General features: G+C 67.1%; 22 protein-coding genes, 1 tRNA gene and 1 pseudogene. 6 read left to right on the top strand and 18 right to left on the bottom strand.

Annotated features, from left to right (window positions below):
* Positions 1–81 precede the first annotated feature (81 nt).
* Positions 82–163, top strand: a tRNA-Leu gene (locus tag CRP45_RS15180).
* A 903-nt stretch (positions 164–1,066) separates the two neighbouring features.
* Here the strand turns inward: CRP45_RS15180 and CRP45_RS15175 are convergent.
* Complete coding sequence (locus tag CRP45_RS15175) at positions 1,067–2,053, bottom strand: IPT/TIG domain-containing protein (protein ID WP_097245627.1); 987 nt, start codon at positions 2,051–2,053, stop codon at positions 1,067–1,069.
* A gap of 1,033 nt (positions 2,054–3,086) precedes the next feature.
* Here CRP45_RS15175 and CRP45_RS15170 point away from each other — a divergent pair.
* Both CRP45_RS15170 and CRP45_RS15160 read left to right on the top strand, forming a co-directional pair.
* Positions 3,087–4,058, top strand: coding sequence for a hypothetical protein (locus CRP45_RS15170; protein ID WP_097245626.1), 972 nt, complete (start codon positions 3,087–3,089; stop codon positions 4,056–4,058).
* Between the two features lie 1,005 nt (positions 4,059–5,063).
* Positions 5,064–6,317, top strand: coding sequence for an FAD-dependent monooxygenase (locus CRP45_RS15160; protein WP_097245625.1), 1,254 nt, complete (start codon positions 5,064–5,066; stop codon positions 6,315–6,317).
* Positions 6,318–6,523: 206 nt separating this feature from the next.
* Here CRP45_RS15160 and CRP45_RS15155 read toward each other — a convergent pair whose 3' ends face one another.
* The 12 genes from CRP45_RS15155 to CRP45_RS15100 all read right to left on the bottom strand — a co-directional run bounded on the left by CRP45_RS15155 (position 6,524) and on the right by CRP45_RS15100 (position 18,024).
* Positions 6,524–7,372: a 3-hydroxybutyryl-CoA dehydrogenase gene (locus CRP45_RS15155; RefSeq protein ID WP_097246088.1), complete on the bottom strand. Its 849-nt coding sequence runs from the start codon at positions 7,370–7,372 to the stop codon at positions 6,524–6,526.
* A gap of 85 nt (positions 7,373–7,457) precedes the next feature.
* Positions 7,458–7,841, bottom strand: a complete 384-nt coding sequence (gene fdxA / locus CRP45_RS15150) for a ferredoxin (RefSeq protein WP_425436944.1) — start codon at positions 7,839–7,841, stop codon at positions 7,458–7,460.
* Positions 7,842–7,914: 73 nt separating this feature from the next.
* Positions 7,915–8,883: an NADPH:quinone reductase gene (locus tag CRP45_RS15145; RefSeq protein ID WP_097245624.1), complete on the bottom strand. Its 969-nt coding sequence runs from the start codon at positions 8,881–8,883 to the stop codon at positions 7,915–7,917.
* Positions 8,884–9,052: 169 nt separating this feature from the next.
* The gene (locus CRP45_RS15140) at positions 9,053–9,442 is read right to left on the bottom strand and encodes a peptidase inhibitor family I36 protein (RefSeq protein WP_097245623.1); all 390 of its coding nucleotides are present in this window, start codon (positions 9,440–9,442) and stop codon (positions 9,053–9,055) included.
* A gap of 111 nt (positions 9,443–9,553) precedes the next feature.
* On the bottom strand, positions 9,554–11,782 hold the full coding sequence (locus tag CRP45_RS15135) for an ATP-binding protein (RefSeq protein WP_143861439.1): 2,229 nt from the start codon (positions 11,780–11,782) through the stop codon (positions 9,554–9,556).
* A 98-nt stretch (positions 11,783–11,880) separates the two neighbouring features.
* Complete coding sequence (locus CRP45_RS15130) at positions 11,881–12,144, bottom strand: DUF3263 domain-containing protein (RefSeq protein WP_097245621.1); 264 nt, start codon at positions 12,142–12,144, stop codon at positions 11,881–11,883.
* Between the two features lie 214 nt (positions 12,145–12,358).
* Positions 12,359–12,991 (bottom strand): HAD family hydrolase, encoded by a 633-nt coding sequence (locus CRP45_RS15125; protein ID WP_097245620.1) that lies wholly within the window; start codon positions 12,989–12,991, stop codon positions 12,359–12,361.
* A complete protein-coding gene (locus CRP45_RS15120) occupies positions 12,988–13,971 on the bottom strand; it encodes an NADPH:quinone oxidoreductase family protein (protein WP_097246086.1) in 984 nt (327 codons plus the stop codon). Before CRP45_RS15120 ends, CRP45_RS15125 begins: the two co-directional genes overlap by 4 nt.
* Before the next feature lie 92 nt (positions 13,972–14,063).
* Positions 14,064–15,101 carry a phosphotransferase family protein gene (locus tag CRP45_RS15115; protein WP_097245619.1) on the bottom strand — a complete coding sequence of 346 codons (1,038 nt, stop codon included), beginning with the start codon at positions 15,099–15,101 and terminating at the stop codon, positions 14,064–14,066.
* The gene (locus tag CRP45_RS15110; RefSeq protein WP_067788718.1) at positions 15,094–15,873 is read right to left on the bottom strand and encodes an SDR family oxidoreductase; all 780 of its coding nucleotides are present in this window, start codon (positions 15,871–15,873) and stop codon (positions 15,094–15,096) included. Before CRP45_RS15110 ends, CRP45_RS15115 begins: the two co-directional genes overlap by 8 nt.
* Positions 15,873–17,114, bottom strand: coding sequence for an acyl-CoA dehydrogenase family protein (locus tag CRP45_RS15105; protein WP_097245618.1), 1,242 nt, complete (start codon positions 17,112–17,114; stop codon positions 15,873–15,875). The genes CRP45_RS15110 and CRP45_RS15105 overlap by 1 nt, the downstream gene beginning before the upstream one ends.
* 223 nt (positions 17,115–17,337) lie before the next feature.
* On the bottom strand, positions 17,338–18,024 hold the full coding sequence (locus CRP45_RS15100; RefSeq protein ID WP_245910155.1) for a TetR/AcrR family transcriptional regulator: 687 nt from the start codon (positions 18,022–18,024) through the stop codon (positions 17,338–17,340).
* Between the two features lie 229 nt (positions 18,025–18,253).
* Between CRP45_RS15100 and CRP45_RS15095 the strand changes: the two genes are divergently transcribed.
* On the top strand, positions 18,254–19,255 hold the full coding sequence (locus CRP45_RS15095) for an NADP-dependent oxidoreductase (protein WP_097245617.1): 1,002 nt from the start codon (positions 18,254–18,256) through the stop codon (positions 19,253–19,255).
* A 37-nt stretch (positions 19,256–19,292) separates the two neighbouring features.
* Here the strand turns inward: CRP45_RS15095 and CRP45_RS15090 are convergent, their stop codons facing one another.
* The 4 genes and pseudogenes from CRP45_RS15090 to CRP45_RS34255 form a co-directional block, all read right to left on the bottom strand.
* A complete protein-coding gene (locus tag CRP45_RS15090) occupies positions 19,293–20,012 on the bottom strand; it encodes an energy-coupling factor ABC transporter ATP-binding protein (protein WP_097246084.1) in 720 nt (239 codons plus the stop codon).
* Complete coding sequence (gene cbiQ, locus CRP45_RS15085; RefSeq protein ID WP_097245616.1) at positions 20,009–20,764, bottom strand: cobalt ECF transporter T component CbiQ; 756 nt, start codon at positions 20,762–20,764, stop codon at positions 20,009–20,011. The genes CRP45_RS15090 and cbiQ overlap by 4 nt, the downstream gene beginning before the upstream one ends.
* Positions 20,757–21,200 (bottom strand): PDGLE domain-containing protein, encoded by a 444-nt coding sequence (locus CRP45_RS34260; protein WP_218841161.1) that lies wholly within the window; start codon positions 21,198–21,200, stop codon positions 20,757–20,759. The genes cbiQ and CRP45_RS34260 overlap by 8 nt, the downstream gene beginning before the upstream one ends.
* A pseudogene (locus tag CRP45_RS34255) lies at positions 21,189–21,899 on the bottom strand (energy-coupling factor ABC transporter permease); the annotation flags it as partial. The gene CRP45_RS34260 and the pseudogene CRP45_RS34255, both read right to left, overlap by 12 nt.
* A gap of 75 nt (positions 21,900–21,974) precedes the next feature.
* On the opposite strand from CRP45_RS34255, the gene CRP45_RS15075 reads away from it, so the two are divergent.
* Positions 21,975–22,307 (top strand): ArsR/SmtB family transcription factor, encoded by a 333-nt coding sequence (locus CRP45_RS15075; RefSeq protein ID WP_301316260.1) that lies wholly within the window; start codon positions 21,975–21,977, stop codon positions 22,305–22,307.
* A gap of 30 nt (positions 22,308–22,337) precedes the next feature.
* Here CRP45_RS15075 and CRP45_RS15070 read toward each other — a convergent pair whose 3' ends face one another.
* On the bottom strand, positions 22,338–23,153 hold the full coding sequence (locus CRP45_RS15070; protein WP_097245615.1) for a class II glutamine amidotransferase: 816 nt from the start codon (positions 23,151–23,153) through the stop codon (positions 22,338–22,340).
* Between the two features lie 225 nt (positions 23,154–23,378).
* Here CRP45_RS15070 and CRP45_RS15065 point away from each other — a divergent pair, with 225 nt between their 5' ends.
* Positions 23,379–23,627 carry a hypothetical protein gene (locus tag CRP45_RS15065; RefSeq protein WP_097245614.1) on the top strand — a complete coding sequence of 83 codons (249 nt, stop codon included), beginning with the start codon at positions 23,379–23,381 and terminating at the stop codon, positions 23,625–23,627.
* Positions 23,628–23,652 lie beyond the last annotated feature (25 nt).

Raw genomic sequence — 23,652 nt, 5'->3', positions numbered from 1 at the left:
TTACCGGCCAGTACGACACTCGCCACAGTTGCTTCGCGATCACGGTCAAGCCCGGTAGAGTTTGGACGGTCGTACCATCAAGCGCGAGTGGCGAAATTGGCAGACGCGCCAGATTTAGGTTCTGGTGTCCACGGACGTAGGGGTTCAAGTCCCCTCTCGCGCACAGATTCAGACGATCCCCGCACAGCCGGGGAGCACGAGCGAAGTTCGTGGATTCCAACGATTCCGATGACCCATGCGCGCGAAGAGCTCGCCCTCGACGACAGCGCCTTGCCCGTTCCCGGAGCTCATTCCCGCGTGCGCGGGGAGCACGACTACAAGCGGCTGCTGGCGTGGACACTGGCGGGCCCATCCCCGCATGCACGGGGAGCACTCGTCCTTGTCGGCGCCCGCGCCGCGCACCTTGGGTTCATCCCCGCATGCGCGCGGAGCACCTGGGTGATCGCCTCCTGCGCGGTGGCGGCCAAGGCTCATCCCCGCGTGCGCGGGGAGCACTGCTTCGTGAGTTGGTGTCCGGATCGTTGATCGGGCTCATCCCCGCATGCGCGGGGAGCACGAAGACAACGATGTCACGGTAATTCCGGTGTCGGGCTCATCCCCGCATGCGCGGGGAGCACCGTTGCTCGTCGAGCTCTTCGGCGTCGTCGAGGGGCTCATCCCCGCATGCGCGGGGAGCACGATCTCGACCTCTTCCGGGTCGTAGCCGAACTGGGCTCATCCCCGCATGCGCGGGGAGCACACTTCCTGACCTGCGTCTTTACAGGCCATTGATACCATTCTCATTCACTTTCATCCGTGCGTCGCGGGCAGGAGCCCCTGACCGTATCAACCCCACACCGAACGCGACATCGATTCTCCTGGCGATTACCGCTGGTGTCCCGCACGGTGAAGCGTGGTTGTGGTCAGGTGTCGTTGCAGTACCAAGACGTACCGATCTCGAGCACGGAGCGTGCGAAACCACCCACCCTGCAACACCATCCATGATGGCGGCGGGCTTCGGTTCGATCGCCATGCAACGGAGCCGCCGGCAGGCAATGGCCTACCGGCGGCCCCGCCGCATTCACTGTCAGACGTAGGTGAAGGCGATACCGTTACTGGTGCCGCCCGCTGTCGTGGCAGTGATCTGCACCGTCCCCGCCGCCCGCGCCGGGGCGACGGCGGTGATCTGGGTGGCGGAGTCGACCGTGAACGAGGTCGCCGGTGTGCCACCGAAACTCACCGAAGTCGCACCTGTAAGGCCCGTCCCGGTGAGGACGACCGTCGTCCCACCAGCGACCGGGCCGGTGTTCGGTACCGCCCCGGTCAGGGTAGGAACCGCGGCGTATGTGTAGCTGACGCTGTTACTGGTTCCACCCGAGCCGGTAACGGTCACCGGCACCGTCCCGGCCGCATGGGCTGGGGCGATGGCGGTGATCTGGGTGGCGGAGTTCACGGTGAATGTCGTTGCGGTCGTGCCGAACCGAACGGTCAACGGGCCGGTGAATCCGGTGCCGGTGATCGTCACGTTGTTCCCACCCGCGGTGGGACCGGCGGTCGGGGAGATAGAGGTGATCGTCGGAACAACGACATAGATGTAGGTAACCGGGTTGCTGGTACCGCCCGGTCCGGTGACGGTAACGGACACGAACCCGGTGCCCGCCGGGGAAACAGCGGTGATCTGCGTGTCGGAATCGACCGTGAACGAGGCCGCCGGTGCGCCACCGAAATTCACCGCCGTGGCCCCCGTCAGCCCCGACCCGGTGAGCGTGACCGTCGTTCCGCCCGCAGTCGACCCCTGACCGGGGTTGATGCTGCTCAACGCGGGAACCGCGAGATAGGTATAGGGCACACCATTGCTGGTGCCCGCCGAGGTGGTAACGGTGACCTGAACGGTACCGACCGAGCCGGCAGGGGCGATCGCCGTGATCTGGGTCGACGAATCCAGGGTGAAAGTCGTTGCGGTAGTGCCGAATCGCACGGTGGTCGGGCCAGCGAACCCCGTACCGGTGATCGTGACGCTTGTTCCCCCCGTCGTGGGTCCCGACGTCGGGGAGATCGAGGTGATGGTAGGCACGATGCTTGCCTCCTTTGTTGCTGCGAAATTCCTGTAGTGCAACTCGGCCGTTTGCCCGAGTTGCTGTGGCGGCCCGCAACTTCCATTAGAGTCCTCGAAACTGGCGATGGACCCGCCCGAGCGGTTCGTTTTCGTTCGCTATCGGATTCCCGCCGCCTGTCGAAGATCTGGAGACTCCCCGTCGGGTCGGCAACCCCTACCGGACCGAGCCGATCGCCGTGATCACGAGCACCGCCGCAGCCGTTGGGATACAACGCCGCGTGGGTACCCTCGAGGCATGCGCCACAACGGGTTTCGTCACCGAGGCGATGACTCACCGGCGACGCTCCGATGCGATCACCGTGCAGGTCCGTCCGTGCCACCGCCGGTACCGAATCACCCTGGTCGTGGGTCTACCGTCAAAGATCTGCAGCAGTCGGTCGGTTACATCGACGGGAGGCAAGGTCCAGCAGTGAAAACGGACGAAAACGGATCGAAGATTCATTGCTCTGCAACAACGTAGAGGGCTTACTGGAAGAAACCATCCGGTTGCAGTCGGGGAATCATCGTCGCGGCAAAGGAGCCGTCATGCCTACCATCACCTCCCGCTCTCCGACCTCGAGGAACACGTCGGGAGACGCGAACGTTCCGTGATGGATACCGGCTTCGCCGTTCCTGGATCGAGCGATCCGGTACTGGCGCGACCACCTCCACCATCGACTCGGATAGCGCAGGTCACGGCGATCGCGCCTGCCGGTACGGTGCAGGTCGTTGCCACCCCTCGGAGACCCGACAACAGCATTGCGGCTACCTCGCTGTACATCGACCCGGACACGCAGCTTTGCGGTCACCCCAGCAGGGAGGGGAACGGCGCAGCTCACCGTGGCCACTGCGGTTGAGAACGGTAACCGCCTCTGCTGCACCGGTATCCGAGCGGTCGAGGCGGTCACCGGACGGCGTTGCCGATCATGCGAGCCGCGGTTGTAAATCGAGTCGCCGCCACCAGGGCGGAGGTTTCAGGGGTAAGGGGGTTCCATTGGCTACCGTTCTGAAGATGCTGCTGGCGGAGCAGCATCTCAAGAGCCATTCGGATTTCCTGGCCGCGTACGATAGGTGCGCCGCGCAACTCGATCCTCCGATCCCTCCTGGATACGGGCCGGCGAAGACACAGTTCTATCAGTGGCTTTCGGGCAGGATGGTCGGGCTTCCACGCGACTACCATTGCCGGGTACTGGTCAGGATGTTCCCTGGCTGGACGATCGAGAGATTGTTTCAGATGGCAGATGCCGGTGGCGGGCACGAGTTGGATTCTCCCGGAACCGACATCGAGCTCGAAGCATTTCTCGGGGCTGAGATGATCACCAACGGGGTTACTCTCGTGTACCCGACATTCGAGCTACCGCTGCGGCCCGCGCCAGTATTCGGTGCGGCCGACGCCCCACACCCGTGCGCATACGAAAAGGTCCGCGCCGTCGCGGCTGATCATCGCTCGGAAGTGCTGGCTGCCTTACCGGAGAAGGAAGTTCGCGGACTGCTGTACGTGTTTTCCGTGCTCCAGCGCCACCCAGATCTGTCGACTGATATCCGGAGCGACCGGGACGTCGTCGCGCACAATGACCTGCCCTATATCAGCTTTGGACTGACGTGCAACGACTGCACACGTATGTACCTCGACAGCGTCGATCGCCCGCTTTTCACTCTCAAAGGCAGCGGCGCTGAAGGCGATTCCGGTTCAGAGCAGTTGGAGTTGACCGACGGTAGCCGGTATGGCTCGAGCGGAGACCACAGCATCGGCGTCATCGCGCGGGTGCGACCGAGCCCGGACACGCACCCCGAACGATACTGGATATTCTGCGCGGGATTGGGGCCGCGTGGTACCACCGGCGCAAGCTGGTATCTCGCCAACTCCTGGAGTCCCTTGCAGCGACGTGCCGGTGATCGCGAGTTCGTCGCAGTGATCAGTGTCGATCAGGACTCCGACGATACGGCCCGTTTGGAGCATCTGCTGATCGAATCGGCATCGTGACATCCGCCCCGTCACCGTTGCGCTTCACCCGCTTTCCCGCGGGGTAATACTGCTGGCGTAATGGATGCTGATCGGCGGCTCAGCATCTTTGTCCGCGCCGAACAGTTCGGCACCGAGCGCGTCGAGTCGCCGCGCAATTGCCGGCGCTCTTGCTGACAACGACCCGAAATCGCTGTGCCATTCTCTTCTCATCTCGGGTCCGTGGCTGTCTGCGCGTTCGAGGTCGTCGCCGGGCCGGGTCGCTCAGCCGGTCAGCGAATTCACCCAATGCCAGGTGCACCGTCGGATCCGATTCACTCATTGTGCCCACTCGGCCAGAACGGCGCCGACAGGTCGGATGACGGTTTGTCGGCCGGGAAAGGTCGGTCAGGTCCTGGGGCCTCTCGCACCCGTCAGCACCGTCTCCCTCCCCACGAAGCACGCGGGCGTCCGCGAATTGGGCGGCGGCACGCAAGGTGGCGGGCATTATAAATAGTTGAACGCGACGACTACTGGGGTACGGGGAAACCGCGTAGACTTCGAGCAGGTCGGGACAGCATTCCGGAGACCTGTCATGAGCGAGAGAAAGAAATCACACACGAAGTTCGCCCGGTTGGCGGCAGCCGCCGGCATAGCGGCAATTGCTGCGATTCCGGTCGCCACAGCGGCGGCTCAAGCGCCTAGTGCGCACGCGACAAATCCCACGTCCGAAACCCAACTCGTCAACAGCCCCGGCTGGGGCGGTGGCTGGGGATGGGGTGGCGGCGGTTGGGGTTGGGGTCACGGCGGTGGCTGGGGATGGGGTCACGGCGGTGGCTGGGGTTGGGGCCATGGCGGCTGGGGTTGGGGTGGTCCCGGCTGGGGGAATTGGTGGAACCCCTTCGGTTGGGGTGGCTGGGGTGGTTGGGGCAGCTTCTAGTCCCGGTGATCGAGCCCGGACACGCACAGCGTGCCGGGCTCGGTTGCATCGAGAACCGATTGCGTGAGGCCAGGTTCGACCAACCGCGCTGAAGCTGGTGGCTGGAAATGAAAATCGTGTGTGTCGGCGGCGGGCCTGCCGGGTTGTACTTCGCTATTTCGATGAAGCGGCGCGACCCGGCCCATGACATCACGGTGATCGACCGCGATCCCGCCGGGTCCACCTATGGTTGGGGCGTCGTGTATTGGGACGACCTGCTCGACCTTCTCTATGGAAACGATCCCGACAGCGCGCAGGCGGTGCGCGCGGGCTCGGTCGTATGGCGTGAACAAGCAATCCATGTACGCGACGAGGAGACCGCACATTTCGGTGGCTACGGGTTCAGCATGGGGCGCGCGGCGTTGCTCGAGGTACTTACCCGGCGGGCGAGTGACTTGGGGGTTGATGTCCAGCACGGGCGTGAGGTCCACGATCTGTCCGGCTTCGACCACGCCGATCTCGTCGTCGCTTCCGATGGCGCGAACAGCCGGATACGGCAGCTGGGTGATCATCATTTCGGCACGTCCGTCGCACTCGGCGAGAACCGATACATCTGGCTCGGCACGGACGAGGTCTTCACCCGATTCACCTTCGCCTTCGAACACACCTCGGCCGGGTGGATCTGGTTCCACGCCTACCCGTCGGTCGCCGACAAGATCAGCACCTGCATCGTCGAGTGCCAACCGCAGACTTGGCGCGGACTCGGCTTCGATTCCATGGACAACCTGGAGTGCTTGCGCGTCCTGGAGAACATCTTCGCGCGCCCTCTCGACGGTCACTCGTTGATCAGCAAGACGCGAGGCGAGTTCGCAAGGTGGAGCCGCTTTCCCGAGGTGACCAACAAGACCTGGTGTCACGACAACGTGGTGCTGGTCGGCGATGCGGCGCACACGACGCACTTCACCATCGGTTCGGGCACCCGGTTGGCGATCATCGACGCCGTCGTGCTCGCCCAGAACCTGTACCAGCATGCCGAGATCGCCGACGCGCTGGAGAATTACGACGCGCAGCGGCGCGCTGCGATGCGCCCGATACAGGCCGCCGCCCGCAACAGCATGATCTGGTTCGAACACGCCGACCGGTATCTCGACCGCAGCGCCGTGCAGTTCGCCTACGCGATGGCGGCTCGGCACGGGCCGCAAATGCCGTGGCGATATCAGCTACACCTGCTCACACAGGTACCCACCGTGCGCAAGACCCGGCGTGCCATCGACTCCGGACAGCGGTGGTTGCGGGCTGCCCGACGGGGGGAACTCCCGATGCCGCTCCCCTCGCCACGACGTCCCACCGAACCGATGCCGACCGATCGGTCGGTGTCCTGATCCGGGCAAGCCTGCGACCTGCCCAGGGCAACAACGATTTCCGTAGATCGGCGCGGAGGCAACACTCGGGATCCTCGAACGCACCGTCCGCCGACGCGCGGCGGCCTGACCAGGCGTGCAAGGGCACGGACACCACCGCTCACCTCGATGAATATCGTCGGGTGGCGCGGTGGTGTCCCGGCAGCGGGCGATGAGCCCGCGCGACCTCAGTTGTAGCTGTAGAAGCCGCGACCGGTCTTGCGGCCGAGGTGGCCCGCGTCGACCATCCGGCGCAGCAGCGCGGGCGGCGCGTAGTGCGGTTCGGCGAATTCGGCGTACAGCGACTCGGCTGCCGCCAATGCGATGTCGAGGCCGACGGTGTCGAGCAGGGTGAGCGGACCCATCGGGTAACCGCAGCCGCCCTTCATCGCCGCGTCGATGTCCTCGGCGGAGGCGTAGCCCGACTCGAGCATCCGGACGGCCTGGCACAGGTACGGGATCAGCAGCGCGTTGACGATGAAGCCGGAGCGGTCACCGGCCTGGACGGTGGTCTTGCCCAGGGTGTTCTTCGCGTAGTCGGTGACAGCGGCGGCCGTCTCCGGAGAGGTGACCAGGGTGGAGATGATCTCGACCAGCGGCATCACCGGCACCGGGTTGAAGAAGTGCACGCCGACGACCTGCTCGGGACGCTTGGTCGCGCCCGCGACCTTGATGACCGGGATCGACGAGGTGTTGGTCGCGAGGATGCCTGCCGGCTTCACGATCTTGTCGAGCTTGCCGAAGATCTCGTACTTCAGCGACTCGATCTCCGGGGCCGCCTCGATGACCAGGTCACGATCGGCGAACTCCTCGATATCGAGGGTGACGCGCACCCGGGCGAGCACCGCGTCGGCGTCCGCCTGGGTGATCTTGCCCTTCGTCACGCCACGCGAGATCGACGACTCGATCCGCTGCTGCGCCGCCTCGGCGAACTCCACCGTCGTCTCGAGCACCAGGACCTCGCTCCCGGCCTTCGCACACACCTCGGCGATGCCCGCACCCATCGTGCCGCCACCGATCACACCGATCAACTTCACAGTCATGTCTCCTATCCGAAATCAACACCATTCCTAGCAGGGCACGAAATCACGCGCCGAACAGGAGGCAAGGTCGGAACAAGAATCACGGCTGGTATTCCCGCACGAAAACGGTGTCGACTCCCAGCGCGCCGATACCCGCCGCGGCACCCGGCTGCCCGAGTGGGGCTTGCCGTCCGGGCAGCGGCTCGGCGAAGAAGCGGGCGTTCTCGATGACGAACTGCTCCTGGCCCGAGGGAATGTCGTCCTCGAAGTAGATCGCCTCGACCGGGCAGACCGGTTCGCATGCCCCGCAGTCGATGCACTCGTCGGGCTGGATGTACGCCATCCGATCGCCGATGAAGATGCAGTCGATCGGGCACTCCTCGACGCAGGCCCTGTCCAGGACATCGACGCAGGCAGCGCCAATGTTCTCCTCTGCCGTTCCGCACCCCGCGACCAGCGGATGTCCCCGATCTTGGTGCCCGATCACGTGCGCGGCTAGAGGTCCGGTACCGACAACCTCATAACTTGCCCTTATGTCCTGGCGTCACCCTTACGCGTCAGATCTCGAGAACCAGGCGGGTGCCGTGCAGTCGCTCGGTCTCGATTCGGCGATGTGCCTCGGCGGCGGCCGACAGTGGAAGCAGGTCGATCGACCGCGGTCGCAGCGCTCCGTCGAGCAGGTGGCGATTGATCGCCGTCGCGGCGTCGCGCAGTCGTGCGCTGCTCGCGCGGGAGATGACGAAGCCGTGGATCGAACCGTCCTTCAGATACAGCGCTCCCGTCAGCAGTTCGGATCGGGAACCGGTGCCCGCGACGATGACGATCCGGCCCCCGATCGCGAGCATCTCCACGGCGGCCACCATGTCGTTCCGGCCGGAGGTATCGATGGAGAGGTCGACGCCGCTGGCCACGATGTCGCGCACCTTGTCGACGACGTTCGCCTCGCGGTAGTCGATGGTGTGCGCGGCGCCCAGGAGTCGGCAGTAGTCGTGGTCGTCGGGGTGCGCGGTCGCGATGACCGTGCCTCCGGCGCGGGTGATCAGGGCGACGAGTGCGCTACCGAGGTTGCCTGCCGCGCCCGCGATCAGCGCCGTCTCGCCGGGCCGGAGATTCCCGTGGGTGAATGCGGCGAGGTAGGCGGCGGCCGCCGGGTGGACGACAGCCACCGTCTGCGTAGGAGACGCTCCGTCGGGTAGATGGTAGAGGCGGTCGACTGGAACGGCGGCGAGTTCGGAGGCCGCTCCCTGCCGCCCCTCGTGCCCGAGGCTGTTACACCAGACCCGATCGCCGGGCGAGAATTCCGGTGAACGGGATTCGACGACAGTTCCGACCAGGTCGCGGCCGATCACGAACGGGAACTCCATCGCGGTCGGGTATCGCCCGGAGCGCACGAAGGTGTCGACGTGATTCACCGCCGTTGCCGAAACTCTGACCACGACGTCGTCGGGTCCGGCCACCGGCGGCGGCAGCTCGCCGTAGACGATCGATTCCGGCGGCCCGAGTCGTTCGATGTAAGCAGCTCGCACGCGATGGTCCTCCCCTGCGAATGGGCAAGCGGAGTCGGCTCAGTCTGTCACGCCGTTCCCGAGGCGGGCAACGACACAGCAGCCGGCGCGCGGGTGAGCCGGAATCAGCCGTGGCCTGCGATGCCCCGGGACCGAGCGCGGAAGAGTCCCGGGGCATCTACTTGGCGGCTCAGGCGCAGACGCGCACCGCGTCGGCCGCGTTGTCGGCACCGCGCGGCATGTTCCCCCGCCCGTTGTTCGGGACGGAGGCGAGCAGCTGCCAGCGCACGCCGGTCCAGTTGTACACACCCACGGTTTTGCCGGTGCGGTTCCAGTACGACGTCAGGCGGTCGCCGACGCCGCCGTTGCCGATGTCGTGCAGCACGCAGTTCGAATCGACCTGCACGATCATGCTGCCGGTGCCGTCGGGACCGTCCCAGCCGCAGAACAATCCGCCAGGACAGGCATAGCCGTATCCAGCGGATGCCGGAGCGGCCGAGACCGCGGTGCCGATCGCGGTGCAGGCCAACGCGGCCAACGCGGCGGCCGCCATGCGGCGCGGTATGGATGCTGAATTCATCGTTGTCCCCTCGTGATTTCCCGGCGAGACGGGATGGCTTCGCCGCGATCAATCGTGTCCGAATCACCCGAACGGGAAATCCGTACTGCCACGGAGGGGCGGTACGGAATTTCAGCGCTGCTCCGCGACCCAGGCGGCGATCTGGGTGCGGTTGGTCGAGCCGAGCTTGGCGAGGATGTGCTGCACGTGACTTTCGGCCGTGCGCTCGGAAATGCCAAGGAGCGAAGCGATCTGCCGATTGGTGAGACCTTCGGCCACATGCGCCGCGACCTCGGCCTCGCGACGCGTCAGTCCGCTCGGGCGATCACCGCGCAGGGTGCCTGCCAGCTGGTCGGCGCGGCGGACCAGCGGCGCCATACCCAATCGCGCGGCGGCCGCGCCGATACTCGCGCACAGCGCGGCGGCCTCGTCGGTATCGCCGGGTCGACGGCGGCGGGCCAGGATGCGGGCCAGCTCACGGGTGTCGGCGACCGCCTCGTCGAACCGTCCCCGAGACAACGCCGTTGCCGCCGTGCGGCGCAGGTAGTGCCAGCGGGCGAGGGGTCTGCGCAGCCGTTGCGTCAGCTGCCGCATCGGTGCGAGCTCCGCTTCGGCCTCGTCCAGTCTGCCGAGCATCGTCAGCGCGTCGAAGCGCCACAGTCGGCCCCAGAGCAGGGTGTCGTCATCGTGTTCGGTCGCGCCGAGGACGAGCATCTGGTCGGCCAGATCGAGCCGTTCGCGCACCCCGTCCGGACCGGACCTGGCCATCTGCCTGGCCCGCAGCGCCGAACGCAGCACCGCGCCATCGCCGATCCTGCGCGCCATCGCGAGCGCCTCTGCCGAGATCCGATCGCAGTCGCCGCCGCCGGTGAACCCCGCCTCGCCCGCCCGCAGGGCAAGTAGCCGCACCCGTAGCGGGCTGTCCTCGGTGGGTAGCCGGGCCAGCGCCTCGGCGGCCAGCCGTTCTCCGGTGAAGGTGTCCCACGGATCCGACATGCCTTCCATGGCCAAAGCGACCGCACCGAGCGCGTACGGGTCGTCCGCGGCGCGCGCGATCTCGGCCGAGCGGGCCAGAAGCGTTGCGGCGGTTCGGATGTCACCGTTGTGGATCAGCGCGGTGCTGTGCCGTAGGAGCAGGCGGACGCGATCACCCGGCGGCAATTTCACGTCGACCGCCAAGGCCCGTCGGTAGAAGTCGGCCGCCTGTTCCCAGGCGAGCCCGGCCAGCGCACGGTCGCCTGCCAGCTCGGCCCATTCCACGGCCTGCCGCGGCTCGCCGACCGGGAGTGCGGCCAACCAGTGATGGGCGATCTCGGCGGCTCGCTCGACGGCATCGGGGCGGTCGGTCAGCCAAGCCGCGAGCCGGGCGTGGGCGACCGCTCGCGCCGCGGTTGGCAGGCTCGCCCGCGCTGCTTCGCGAATGAGGTCGTGCCGGAAGCGCCAGCCCGCCGCGTGGGTCAGCAGACCAGCGCCGCCCGCTTCGTCGAGTGCGCCCAGCACCACCTCGACCGGTTGATCGGTCACCGCGGCGAGCGCCACCGGGTCGAGTTCGTCTCCGAGAGTCGCCGCGGTGCACACCAATTCGCGGCTCTGCCCGGTGAGCCGCGCCAATCGCACCCGTACGCTGTCGAGCACGCCGTCCGGCAACGTACTCGTGTCCGCGCCGAGCAACGGAGCGAGCTCGTTGACGAAGAACGGGTTGCCCCCGGTGCGGCGGCTCACCGCGGCGGCGACGCCGGCCGGTACCTCGCGGCCGGTGACGAGTTCGAGCTGGCGTCGCACGTCCGGGGGAGGGAGCCCGGCCAAGCGAATCCTGGTGTGCCCTGGCTCGTGCGCCAGCGCCGCCAGTGCCGCGGTCGGCGCCGCACCGCCGATCTCGGTGTCCCGATAGGTCGCCACCAGCATCAGGCGGGTCTCGGCCATGCCGCGCGCCAGGTGCACGAGCAGTCCCAGCGACCCGGCGTCGGCCCAGTGCAGATCGTCGAGCACGACGAGCAGCCCGCGCGGCTCGGCAATCTTCCCGAGTCGCTCGGTGAATTCTTCGAACGCCTCGAATCGCGCGGCGGCCGAGTCGCTTTCGGTGCCGCCTTCGGTCAGCGCGGACGGCAGCGCGGTGCCGAGCGCGCGGGCGGTCTGACGGAAGATCCAGTACGGCGGACTGCCCTCGTCATCGCTCGCCCGTCCCCAGGAAACCCGCACGCCTGCCGCCTCGGCACGCATCGCGATCTCCTGGGCGAGGCGGGTCTTGCCGATCCCAGGCTCACCAGCGATCAGGACCACCCGGCCTCGACCGGAGACCGCCTGGTCGAGAAGGGTGGCGAGCAACTCCGACTCACGCGCCCGCCCGACGAGATCACCCATGCACGGCACGATATAGCGCCACGCCGACCGCGTCCGGCGGATGACGAGCGGCGCCACCCGGTATCCGGTTGTCGCCCAGCGAGTCTCCGGCTACACCCCTACGAAGTGCGGGGCTTTCGGTCCGCGATTCGAATCGGTCGCCCCGGCGACGCGCGGGTCAATCGATCGACGCACTGGTCGCGAAGTCTCGCGACGGTCGAATTGTCGAGCGCGCGGGCGGCAGGCGAACCGAGCAGGCGCATCAGGCGAATGTGGAATTCCCTCGGGCAGAGGCCGAATCGCAGAAATGCTTCGTCGTCGTTGCCGCCGAAAGGCGCCCATTCGGCGGCGAATTCCAGCATGTCGTTTTCGTACCGGCTCATTGGCGACCTTCGGGCGGGGATGTGGAGCTACCGACCTGTGCCGCGGCGCACAGCGGACCGGCATGGCTATTGACAGTGCCTGACCAGGGGCATAAAGTCAAACTCGATTCGAGTTCGGATAACCTCCCTCGACCCCGCGGTGCGCGGCGTCGCCATCCTGATCGGCGAACGCCGCGCACCGCGCGATGGGTTCAGCTGCGAGCCGGGCGGCGGTTCACCCGATGCGGAATCGCTCGGCCAGCTGACGGCCGGTGTCCTCGGCCGAGGTGTGCAGTACCCCGGCGATGCCGAGTCGCGCCGCGCCGTCCAGGTTTTGGCGCAGATCGTCGATCATGACCGCCCGATCCGGCTGTACGCCGAGACCGTCGCAGGCGATCTGGTAGATCCGCCGCGACGGTTTGCGTACGCCCACTTCCGAGGAGATGACGACGACATCGGCGAGCGCGGTCAGATCGAATCCGGCGTAGCAGTCACGCCCGAAAGCGTTCGACACCAGCGCGACCGGAACCCCTGCGGCCCGCAGCCGTTGGATCAGCTCGATTGTCGCGTCGTCCCTGGCCAGCCCGCTCTGCATCCTGGCGCTCAGCCCCGCCGGGTCGACGTCGGCGCCGTGCGCACGCAATCGTTCGCAGAAACCGCTGTCGAAGGCCTCGGCATCGATGCGACCGGATTCGTGGTCCGCCAGCAGCTTTCGCGCGATCTCGTCCGTGCTCAGCAAGGTGATCGGCAGGTCGGGAAATCCCAGCGAAGCCCCGAATTCGCGGAACGCGTCGAGCACGCTCGTGGTCATGACGCCGCCGAAATCCACGAGCACCGCGTCGCGCGGGTCGATCGACGACGCGGTCATGGCTGGAACACGATTCGTCCGACGGTGCTGCCGTCGCCGAGGCGGCCGAGGCCCTCGGCTACCTCGGTGAGGGCGAGCCGTTCGCTGATCAGCGGCTTGATCGCCCGGGTTGCCGCGAGCCGGGTGAGCTCGTCGTGGCAGTCCGCGATGGCCTGGGTGTCGTACCGCTTGTACAGGCCCCAGTGCAGCCCGATGATCGAATAGTTCTTGATCAGCGCGTGATTGAGCGCGGGCTGGGGAATCGTGCCGCCCGCGAAGCCGATCACCAGGATGCGGCCTTCGAAGGCAATGCATTTGGTGGATTTGGCGTAGGCGTCACCACCGACCGGATCGTAGACGACGTCGACGCCGCGACCGCCGGTGAACTCTTGGACGACCGGAAGGAAGTCCTCGGTGTGCCGGTCGATCACCAGATCCGCGCCGAGAGACCGGCAGTACTCGGCCTTCTCCGCGCCGCCGACGACGCCGATCACCGTCGCTCCCGCCGCCTTGCCGAGCTGGACGGCGCAACTGCCGACACCGCCCGCGGCGGCGTGCACCAGCAGGGTCTCCCCCGGCCGCAGGCTGGTCCGCCGGTGCAGCGCGAACCAGCCGGTCTGGTAGCCGATGCTCAATGCCGACGCCTCGGCGTCGTCGAGCGCGCCCGGCGCGGGAAACGCGTTGCCCTCGTCGACGATCGCCAGTTCGGCGAACGCCCCTCCTGGCAGGTTCGGGGTGCCGATCACCCGGTCCCCGACCGCGAACCGCGTGACCCCCGCACCAATCGCGACGACCTCACCGCACAGTTCGACGCCCGGCGTGAACGGTAGCGGCGGCTTGATCTGGTACTCGCCGCGGCACAGCAGCACGTCCGGGAAGTTCGCCGGTGCGGCGAGCACCCGCACTAACAACTGCCCCGAGCCGAGCTCCGGGTCCGCGACTTCTTCGAACCGCAGCACATCGCGCGGCTGGCCGAGTTCGTGTACTCGCCAAGCTTTCACGTCAACTCCTCGTGGTGGTACCTGATCCGCCGCCATCGGCGGATCGCTGAGCTCGGCGCGGTCCGAGCTCGCGGCGCGCTGCGCCGGATCGGTCAAATACCCGCGGCGTCCGCGATCTCGATCGCTTTGTGCACGATCGCGTCGATGAGCTCGACGGTCGGCGTGCCCGCGGCCGCCTTGTTCTGCGGTTCGTCGATCGCCCGGCGCATGACGCCTTCGGCGATCACCGCCAGCTTCCACAGTCCGAGCACGTGCCAGTACCGCAAGGCCGCCGGGTCGCGCCCGGTTTCGGACAGGTAGACCTCGGCGAGTTCGGCGCGGGTCGGGAAGCCGGGCAGTGCCGAGGCGGGGAAATCACCGCCGGTGTCCTCCCCCGGTTCGGCCCAGTAGGCGAGCAGGCTGCCCATATCGGCCAGCGGTTCGCCCAGCGTGGACAGCTCCCAGTCCAAAGCAGCGACGAGCTCACCGGATTCGCGATCGGCGATGACGTTGCGCAGATGGAAATCGCCGTGCACCAGCGTGATCTCGCGCTGTTCCGGCATCGCCGCGACCAGCCTGCGGGTCAGGTCGTCGAGTTCGGGCAGCTCCCTGGTCTTGGACCGCTCCCACTGCCCGGCCCAGCGTTTGAGCTGGCGCTGGGCATACGGCTTGTGGCTCGCCAGGTCCGCGAGACCGACCCCGTCGATGTCGACGGCGTGGATCTTCGCCAAAGTGCGAACCAACGACAGCGCGATTTCGCGGCGCCGCTGCGGCGTCAACGACCGCGCGATCTCCATCGTGTCGACGACTTGACCATCGACGAACTCCATCAAGACCAGCGGCACGTCGGAGATGGCCGGATCGTTGGCGACCCCGAGGATGCGCGGCGCCGGCACCGCGGTGTCTTCCAGCGCCGCGATGATCCGCGCCTCCCGCATCACATCGTGCGCCGACGCGAGCAGGTGACCCAACGGCGGTCGACGCAGCACCCAGCGCCGGTCGACGTCGTCGGTGACCAGGTAGGTCAGATTGGATTGGCCGAGACCGATCCTGCTGAAGCGCAGCGGCCCGTCGACCTCGATGCCCAGGGAATCGAGCCAACCGGCCACCGCCGCCGGATCGATCGCAACGGTGTCGGAAACCTCAGGCATCGGCCGAGCCCCCGCGGAACATCGTGGCGTCGCCGAGCCGCTGGCCGCCGTCGATCACCATCGTCTCGCCGGTCATCCAGCTAGCGGCGTCGGAGGCGAGGAAGACGATCGCAGAGGCGATGTCCTCCGGCTCGCCGATCCGGTTCAGCGGCGTCTGCTCGTTCAGCAGATTCTCGTGCTCCTGCCACAGCGCCGCGGCCAGGCGGGTGCGCACGACGCCGGGCGCGACCGAGTTGACCCGGATCTTCGGCGACAGTTCCAGCGCCATCTGCTTGGTCAGGTGGATCAGCGCGGCCTTGCTCGCGTTGTAGAGGCCGAGGTTCGCCTCGAAACCGAGTCCGCCGATGGAGGCGGTATTGATCACGCTGCCGCCGTGCTCGCCCATCCACGCGCCGGTGGCCAGCGAGGTCCACAGGATCGGGGCCCACAGGTTCACGTCGAAGGTCTTGCTGAACCGGGCGTGATCCTGGCCGATCACCGGGCCGTAGGCGGGATTGGTGCCCGCGTTGTTGACGAGAATGTCGACGCTGCCGAACTTCTCCAGCGTCAGGTCGATGCAGCGGCGCGCCGCGTCCTCGTCGACGGCGTGCGCGGCGACACCGAGCGCGTTGCCGTCCACCTGCGCGGCAGCGGCGTCCGCGGAGTCCTGCGAGCGGGAGGTGAGCACGACATTGCCGCCCGCCGCGGCGATGGCCTGCGCGGCGGCGAGTCCGATACCGCGCGAGGCACCGGTGACGATGGCGGTACGTCCGCTCAGATCGATGGTGGTCATCAGGCCTTCACTCCATTGCTCGTGGCGGTCTCGACGGTGCGGTACTTGCCAAGCTCCTGCCGGGCGATCGCCCGCTTGTGCACTTCGTCCGGGCCGTCGGCCAGCCGCAGGGTGCGCAGATGCGCCCAGGCCATGGCGAGCGGGAAGTCGTCGGTGACGCCCGCCGCGCCGTGCACCTGGATCGCGCGGTCCACCACCTTCAGCGCGATCTGCGGGGCCGCGACCTTGATCGCGGCGATCTCGGTGCGCGCCTCCTTGTTGCCGACCGTGTCCATCAAATAGGCGGCCTTCAAGGTGAGCAGCCGGATCATCTCGATCTCGATCCGCGATTCGGCGATCCAGTCCTGGATGTTGGCGTTCTCGCTGATCGGCTTGCCGAAAGTGCTGCGCGAGCGGGCGCGCTTGCACAGCAGTTCCAGCGCGCGCTCGGCCATGCCGATCGAACGCATGCAGTGGTGGATACGGCCGGGTCCGAGGCGCGCCTGGCTGATGGCGAAACCCTCGCCCTCGCCTTTGAGCACATCCTTGGCGGGCACCCTGACGTCGGCGAAATCGATCTCGGCGTGGCCCTCGCGGTCCTGATAGCCGAAGACGGGCAGGTTGCGCATCACCGTGACGCCTGGCGCGTCGATCGGCACGACCATCATCGACTGCTGGCGATGCGGCGCCGCGGTCGGATCGGTCTTGCCCATCACGATCAGCACCTTGCAGTTCTTGTGCAACGCGTTGGAGGCGAACCACTTGCGGCCGTTCAGGATGTAGTCGCCGCCGTCGCGGACCATCGACAGCTCGACATTGGTCGCGTCCGAGCTGGCCACGCGCGGTTCGGTCATCGCGAAGGCCGACGCCATCGTGCCGTCGAGCAGCGGCTTCAAGTACTTCTGCTTGTGCTCGTCCGTGCCGAAGAGGGTCAGGACCTCCATGTTGCCGGTGTCGGGCGCGTTGCAGTTGCACGCCTCCGACGCGATGTGGCTGCGACCCATGATCTCGGCCAACGGCGCGTATTCCAGGTTGGTCAGTCCCGGCCCCCATTCCGGATGGGGATGGAAGAGATTCCACAGTCCACGGCGGCGGGCCTCGGCCTTGAGCTCCTCCATGATCGGCGGATGGAAATGCGGATCACCGGATTCGCGCATCTGCCGCTCGTAGACGGCTTCGGCGGGGTAGACGTGCGAATCCATGAACTCGAGCAGGTCCGCCTGATATTTCGAGGCACGTTCGGACATGTCGAACAGGGACATCCTGGCTCCTGACGGTAGGACGGGTGTCGGCGGTGCGATGTCCGGGCGATACCTCGGCACGGCCGAGCCGACTGCGGGGTGACGAGCTGCGATCCATTCCCCACGAAAGTGTATATCTGAAGTCGGCGTCAAGTTCAAATAGTGCGGCCGAAAGCTCCCCGAACTGGGCGAATGGCAGTCGCTTTTTGCGCGCTACGAATCGCGCGTCACGCCAGGAAGGCGGTCACGCCCCCGAAGGAATGCGCAAAGCGTTGACCCACAGCCGCGTCGCGGTGTCGATCACCTCGTCGAGCGGCGCCCGATCGACCTCGTCCGCACCGGCGACGAAATGGTGGAAGGCCAGTCGGCTGACCATGCTGGACAACGCGCGCGAGGCCAGCATCGGATCGAGCTCCGCGTCGGCGAGCCCCCGCTCCTGGAGGTTCTCGATGCTGCGCGCGTTGCGGACGACGAACGCCTCCGCGCGGTTGCGCCGCAGCCGGGCGAACTCGGGGTCGATATTGGCGACCTGCTCGAGCAGGCCCATCAGCTTCGCGTTGCGCTCGTAGGCCAGGAAGTAGGCGCGGTTGCTCGCCGCGATGATCCGCGCCGGATCGGCGTCTTCGGCCACCCGGGGCATGCCCGGATGCATCATGTCCTCCTGGGCCACTTCCAGCACGGCCGCGAAGATCTCTTCCTTGCTCGCGAAGTAGGTGTAGAAGGTTCCCGACGAGCACTTGGCCGCCTTGGTGATGTCCACCAGCCGCGTGTCCAGGTACCCGTTTCGCTCGAACACCTTCCGCGCCGCCGCGACCAGCGCCCCGCGGGTCCGCAGACCGCGCTGGGTCGTCGGCAACTCCCGCAGCAGCGACGAGCGCGCCATGGACGGTGGCGCGTCATGGTCGTCGACGTCGGTGCCAGGAATAGTCATGTCGCATTTATACGTCCGGTCGATGTCGCGGGTGGTCTCGGGCGGGGGTTCCGGACCCTGTCGACGGCCGACGAGCCGGTCTGGTCGCCGCCCTGATTGAACCTGACGCCGATTTCAATTACCCTCCGGAAGAATCGCCGCCTGGATCGAGCACGCCGGGGCGCGCCCCCTTCGGTCGACTGCCGAACCTCCGGTTTCGACGTCATCACGGAACAGAAAGAGAACACGCATGCCGAAGACACAGCAGGTCCGTCTCGCGCAGCGCCCGACCGGGCTGACCACCGACGACACCTGGAACGTGACGACCGAGGAGACCCCGGCCCTCGCCGAAGGGCAACTGCTGGTCAAGGTCGACTACATCTCCCTCGACCCGGCCATGCGTGGGTGGCTCAACGATGTGCGCTCGTATGTTCCGCCGGTCGGCATCGGTGAGATCATGCGCTCGCTCGATATCGCGACCGTCGTGGAATCCACCCACCCGGACTTCGCGGTCGGAGACACCGTGAGCGGCATATTCGGGGTGACCGAGTACGCGGTCAGCGACGGCAGGGGCGTCCAGCGCGTCGACCTGTCCGTAGCGCCAGGACCCACCTGGCTCGGCGCGCTCGGAATGCCCGGGATGACGGCGTATTTCGGCCTGTTGGAGGTCGGGAAGTTGCAGGCCGGGGAGACGGTGGTGGTTTCCGCGGCGGCGGGCGCCGTCGGCAGTGTCGTGGGCCAGATCGCGAAAGCCAAAGGCGCGCACGTCATCGGCATCGCCGGTGGGCCGGAGAAGTGCAGGATGCTCACCGAGGAGCTCGGGTTCGACGCGGCCATCGACTACCGCAACGAATCGGTGTTGAGCCGGTTGCGGGAAGTGGCGCCCAAGGGCATCGACATCTACTTCGACAATGTCGGTGGCGAGATCCTCGATGCCGCACTCGCCAACCTGCGCCGCGGAGCGCGCGTGGTGCTGTGCGGCGCGATCTCGGCGTACAACGACGAGACACTCGCGCCCGGCCCGTCGCGCTACATGTCTCTGCTGGTCTACCGCGCGTCCATGACCGGCTTCGTCGTGTTCGACTACGCCGACCGCTACGGCGAGGCCGTCCAGCAGATCGCGCAATGGCTGGCCGAGGGCAAGCTGAAGAGCCGCGAGCACGTCGTCGAGGGCGGGGTCGCGCGCTTCGGCGAGACGTTGAACATGCTGTTCACCGGCGCGAACAACGGAAAGCTCGTGCTCGCGGTCTGATTCGCGCGCACTCCGGCTTTCGCGAGCCCCGCGGGGTTCAGCTCAGGCGGTGTTTGGCGAGAAGCGCTGAATCTTCGAGGATTTCGTCGATCGGACCGTTCGCGACGACGCGGCCCGCGTCGAGGATCACCGCGCGTTCGCAGACGCGCTGTGCGTAGGGCAGGTCGTGGGTCACCATGAGGATCGTTGTGGGCAAGGTCAGGAGGATGTCGGCGAGTTCGCGGCGGGCGACCGGGTCGAGGTTGGCGGCGGGCTCGTCGAGCACGAGCACCTCCGGCCTGCACGCGAGGACGGTGGCCAAGGCGGCGCGGCGGCGTTCGCCGACCGAGAGGTGCGTCGGGGAGCGATCGGCACGGTCGGTCATGCCGACCGCCGCGAGCGCGTCGCGCACGTCCGCGGCGAGCCGTTCGCCCCGGACACCGAAATTCGCCGGACCGAAGGCGACGTCCTGTTCGACGGTCGGCATGAACAGCTGGTCGTTGGGGTCCTGGAAGACTACGCCGACGCGTTGGCGGATGCTGCGAACAGTGTTGCGGTCCAAGCGAGTTCCGCCGATGTGGACCTCCCCCGACGCGGCGGTGAGGACTCCGTTCATGTGCAGCATCAGCGTGGATTTTCCCGCACCGTTGGGGCCGAGGACGGCCACCCGTTCCCCGGTGGCGATGTCGAGATTCACGCCGTGCAGGGCGCCGGTTCCGTCGGGATAGGCGAAAGTCAGGTCGACCAGGCGCACCGCGGGTGTCGTCGGCTCGGTCACCGGACCGCCCACGCGCTCAGGCAGACGCAGATCGCGGTGGCCGCAGGCAGCAAGCCGAAGAGCCACTGCGTTCGGGTTGCCGGCTGGAGACCGAAATAGGTTGTCGTTCCGTCGAATCCGCGCGACAACATCGCCAGATGTACGCGTTCGCCCCGTTCGTAGGACCGCAGGAACAACTGGCCCGCGCCTCGAGCCGTCGCACCGGCCTGGCGCAGTGTGCGCGGGTCGTCGCCGCGCGAGATTCGGGCCGTGCGCATTCGCGCCGCCTCGTCCACGAGCACATCCACATACCGAAGCATGAGCACCACGATCATGACGATCACACCGGGCACACGCAGCCTGGCCAGCCCGGCGGGCAACTGGCCGACGCTCGTTGTCGCGGCCAAGGTCAGCGAGATACCCACGCCGAGAGTGCCTTTGGCGACGATTCCCCACGCGGCGTACAGACCGGTCGTCGACAGCGACAGCCCGGCGAAGACCGTCCTCGGTTCGCCCGCGGCAAACGGCAACAGTATCGCCAACACCACGAACGGCGCTTCGATCAGCAGGCGCGGCGCGATCCACCCCAGCGGGATACCGATCCACCACCACAGCGCGACCAGACCTAGTGCGTAGCAACCGAACGGCCAGAACAGTTCTCGCGGCGTCGCGACGACAGCGAAGATCGCGATCACCGCGCAGACGATCTTCACTTCGACCGGCGCGCGATGGGCGGGCGAATTTCCCGGAAGGTACAGCCAGTGATCACTCACCTCTGGCCGACTCCGGCCCGGCGACGGCGGCTTTGCCCTCCCCGGAAGGCGTCCGGTCCTTCCGTCCCGCCCGGACCGTTCGAAGCAGAGCGAACAGCGCGGCGAACGCGGCGGCGACGCCGAGAATGCCTGCGATACCGCTCAATTCGTCGTTACCGTCGATCGCGTAGTCGGCGAGCGGGGAGTTCGCGAGCCGATGTTCTTTGGCGCTCTGAGCGATGCATTCGCCGTGCAGTTCTTCGGCGCCGTCCACTTCGACCACCGTGCACCCGCGTTGGGTTGTGGCATCGAGCCCGTCCGGTTGCGAACTGGCCAGGTAGGACAGCGCGCCCGCGACGAGCACCGCGACCGCCGCGAACGCCCACAGGAACCCGGTCGTCGAGAGTCTCGCGCGCGGCGGAGCCGTGTCGGTTCGGCGTCGACCGGTGACGCGCAACAGGTAGACGAGATCGGGTCGCGCCTTCACCACAGCGACAACGGTGATCGCGGTGATGATTCCCTCTCCGACACCGATCAGCGCGTGGGTGATCGACATGTATCCCGCGACGGCGCGGACGGTCGACCCCGCCGCACCACAGATCGCGTACTCGACGACGAAACCCATTGCGGCGGCGAATGTTCCGACAAATGCCGCGACGAAGGCGGTGACAGCGATTCCGGAGTCGGCTCGCTTGGCCAGCACCGGCAGTATCAGGCGTGCGACCGAGTACCCCGCCGCGACGCCGATCAGCGCCATATTGGTGACGTTGGCGCCCAACGCGCTCAGTCCGCCATCGGCGAAGAGCAGCGCCTGGACGACGAGCACGATCGCGACACACAGTGCGCCGACATATGGTCCGACCAGGATCGCGGCGAGCGCCCCGCCGAGCAGATGTCCGCTCACGCCGGGCAGGATCGGAAAGTTCACCATCTGCACCGCGAAGATGAACGCGGCCACCAGACCCGCCATGGGAACGGCACGTTCATCCAGCTCGGCGCGCGCCCGCCACGCGGCGAAACCTGTTCCGGCGACGGCGATCAGGACGAAGACGAAGGAAGTCGGAGCGTCGATGATGCCGTCGCTCATATGCATGGCCACTGTGTAATCGCTCACCTCCCAAGACGATACGCTGGATATCTGCGCATGTGAACACATGTGAAGTCATGGGCGCGGAGACTGGCCCTACGCACGCGCGACCGGCAGAGTGGAGACGTGGCAGTCAGTCTTCCGCTGGATCCCGATCACGCGAGCCGCGCGGCATCGGGACTGGATATCGTCGGCATCGATCAGTGGGCCGGTCGTTTCGATCTGCTTTCCGATGCCCATCGACTTCGGCTCCTGGTATGCCTGCACCACGCGCCCGATATCAGCGTCAGCGATCTCGCCGCAGCGGTCGGTAAGTCCGGAACCGCTGTCTCCCAAGCTCTTCGGCTGCTTCGCCAGCAGGGCTGGGTGACCAGCACCAAGGACGGGCGCATCGTCCGCTACCGCCTGGCCGACGACACGATCCACGAGCTGCTGCACTGGATCGGAGCCACCCATGCCGAGGAGACGGTCCGGTGAGCGACGCGGTCTCGCGGTTCGACGGCGCGATCAGCGCACCGGCTGGAACGGTCGGATCTCGTCTTCGCCGGGCCGGATGACACCGGCGTACGACTCGGGGACCTCGTTCCACGCGCCTTCGAGGTCGCGCAGCGGTTCGGAGACCACGAACCGCGTCTCGTCGCCCAACTGGTGCAGTACTTCCACCTCCGGGTGGAGGGCGCGAACCTTCTCCATGGCGGTCGAGAAGAACAGCGACCGCGTCCGGCCCTCGCTCGAGTAGCGGAAGACCCACAGGGAGGTGCCGTCCGTCGTCGCGACCGTCATCTGCACCGGGTTCTCGACGCCGTGGCGGGCGCCGACCTCCTCGACGAATCCGACCGCACGCGCGACCGCGGCGAACGGGTCCTCGGTGAGACCGAAGGTCAGCGCAAGGAAGAAGAGGGTCTCGGAGTCCGTGGAGCCTTCGATGTCGCGGTAGAGGCCGGGGTCGACGGCCATCGCGAGGTCGCGCTTGACCTCGGAGAATCCCCGCAGTGCGCCGTTGTGCATCCACAGCCAGTTGCCGTACCGGAACGGGTGACAGTTGCTGCGCTGCACCGGGGTGCCCGTCGACGCGCGCACATGCGCGAACAGCAGCGGCGTACGGATCTGCCGGGAGAGCTCCTGGAGATTGCGCTCGTTCCACGCGGGTTCGATGCATTTGAAGACCGCGGGCGTGGGGCCCTCGCCGTACCACCCGATGCCGAAACCGTCGCCGTTCGTGGTGGTCGCGCCCATGCGCGAGTGCAGGCTCTGGTCGATCAGGGAGTGGACAGGTCGGAACAGCAGGTCCTCGATGAGGATCGGATCGCCGGAGTATGCCATCCACCTGCACACCTCTTCATTGAAGACCCGGACCGCGCGCTTTGTGTCGGGTTTCGGGAATTCACCCTCCCCAGCTGGGGGTTTGCCAACGTCGAGATCCAGCGGGGACGGTCGTCGAACGCGGCAGCGCTGTCAGCCGGTTGTCGGTGGGCTGTCAGCGCAGGGGGTCATTGTCTTTCTTGTCAGCCGGACACGAGGTCCGGGGCCAACAGAAGGAGAAGGACAATGTCGCAGAACACGATCTCGGGTCTGGTCGCGGATCACATGGAGGCCGCGCGGGTGAAGGCGGATCGGCGGATGGAGGCGGCCGAGGCGGCGCAGGCCCGGGCCGGGGTGCGGATCGAGGAGGCGAACGGGTTCGTTCGGCCGACCAAGGAGGAGCTCCGGCAGGTGCGGGCGGAGGCGCGGGCGCTCGGCAAGCAGATGGCCGACGAGCTGAAGGCGCGCGGGGCCGCGCTGAAGGCCGGGCGATAGCCGGGGGCGGCGGGATCGGGTGGTC

Origin of the sequence: Nocardia amikacinitolerans, assembly GCF_900215415.1 — a bacterium.
Classification (GTDB): Bacteria; Actinomycetota; Actinomycetes; order Mycobacteriales; family Mycobacteriaceae; genus Nocardia; species Nocardia amikacinitolerans.
Note: the sequence above shows the minus strand (reverse complement) of the source record. Positions and strands in the feature narration are given on the sequence as shown.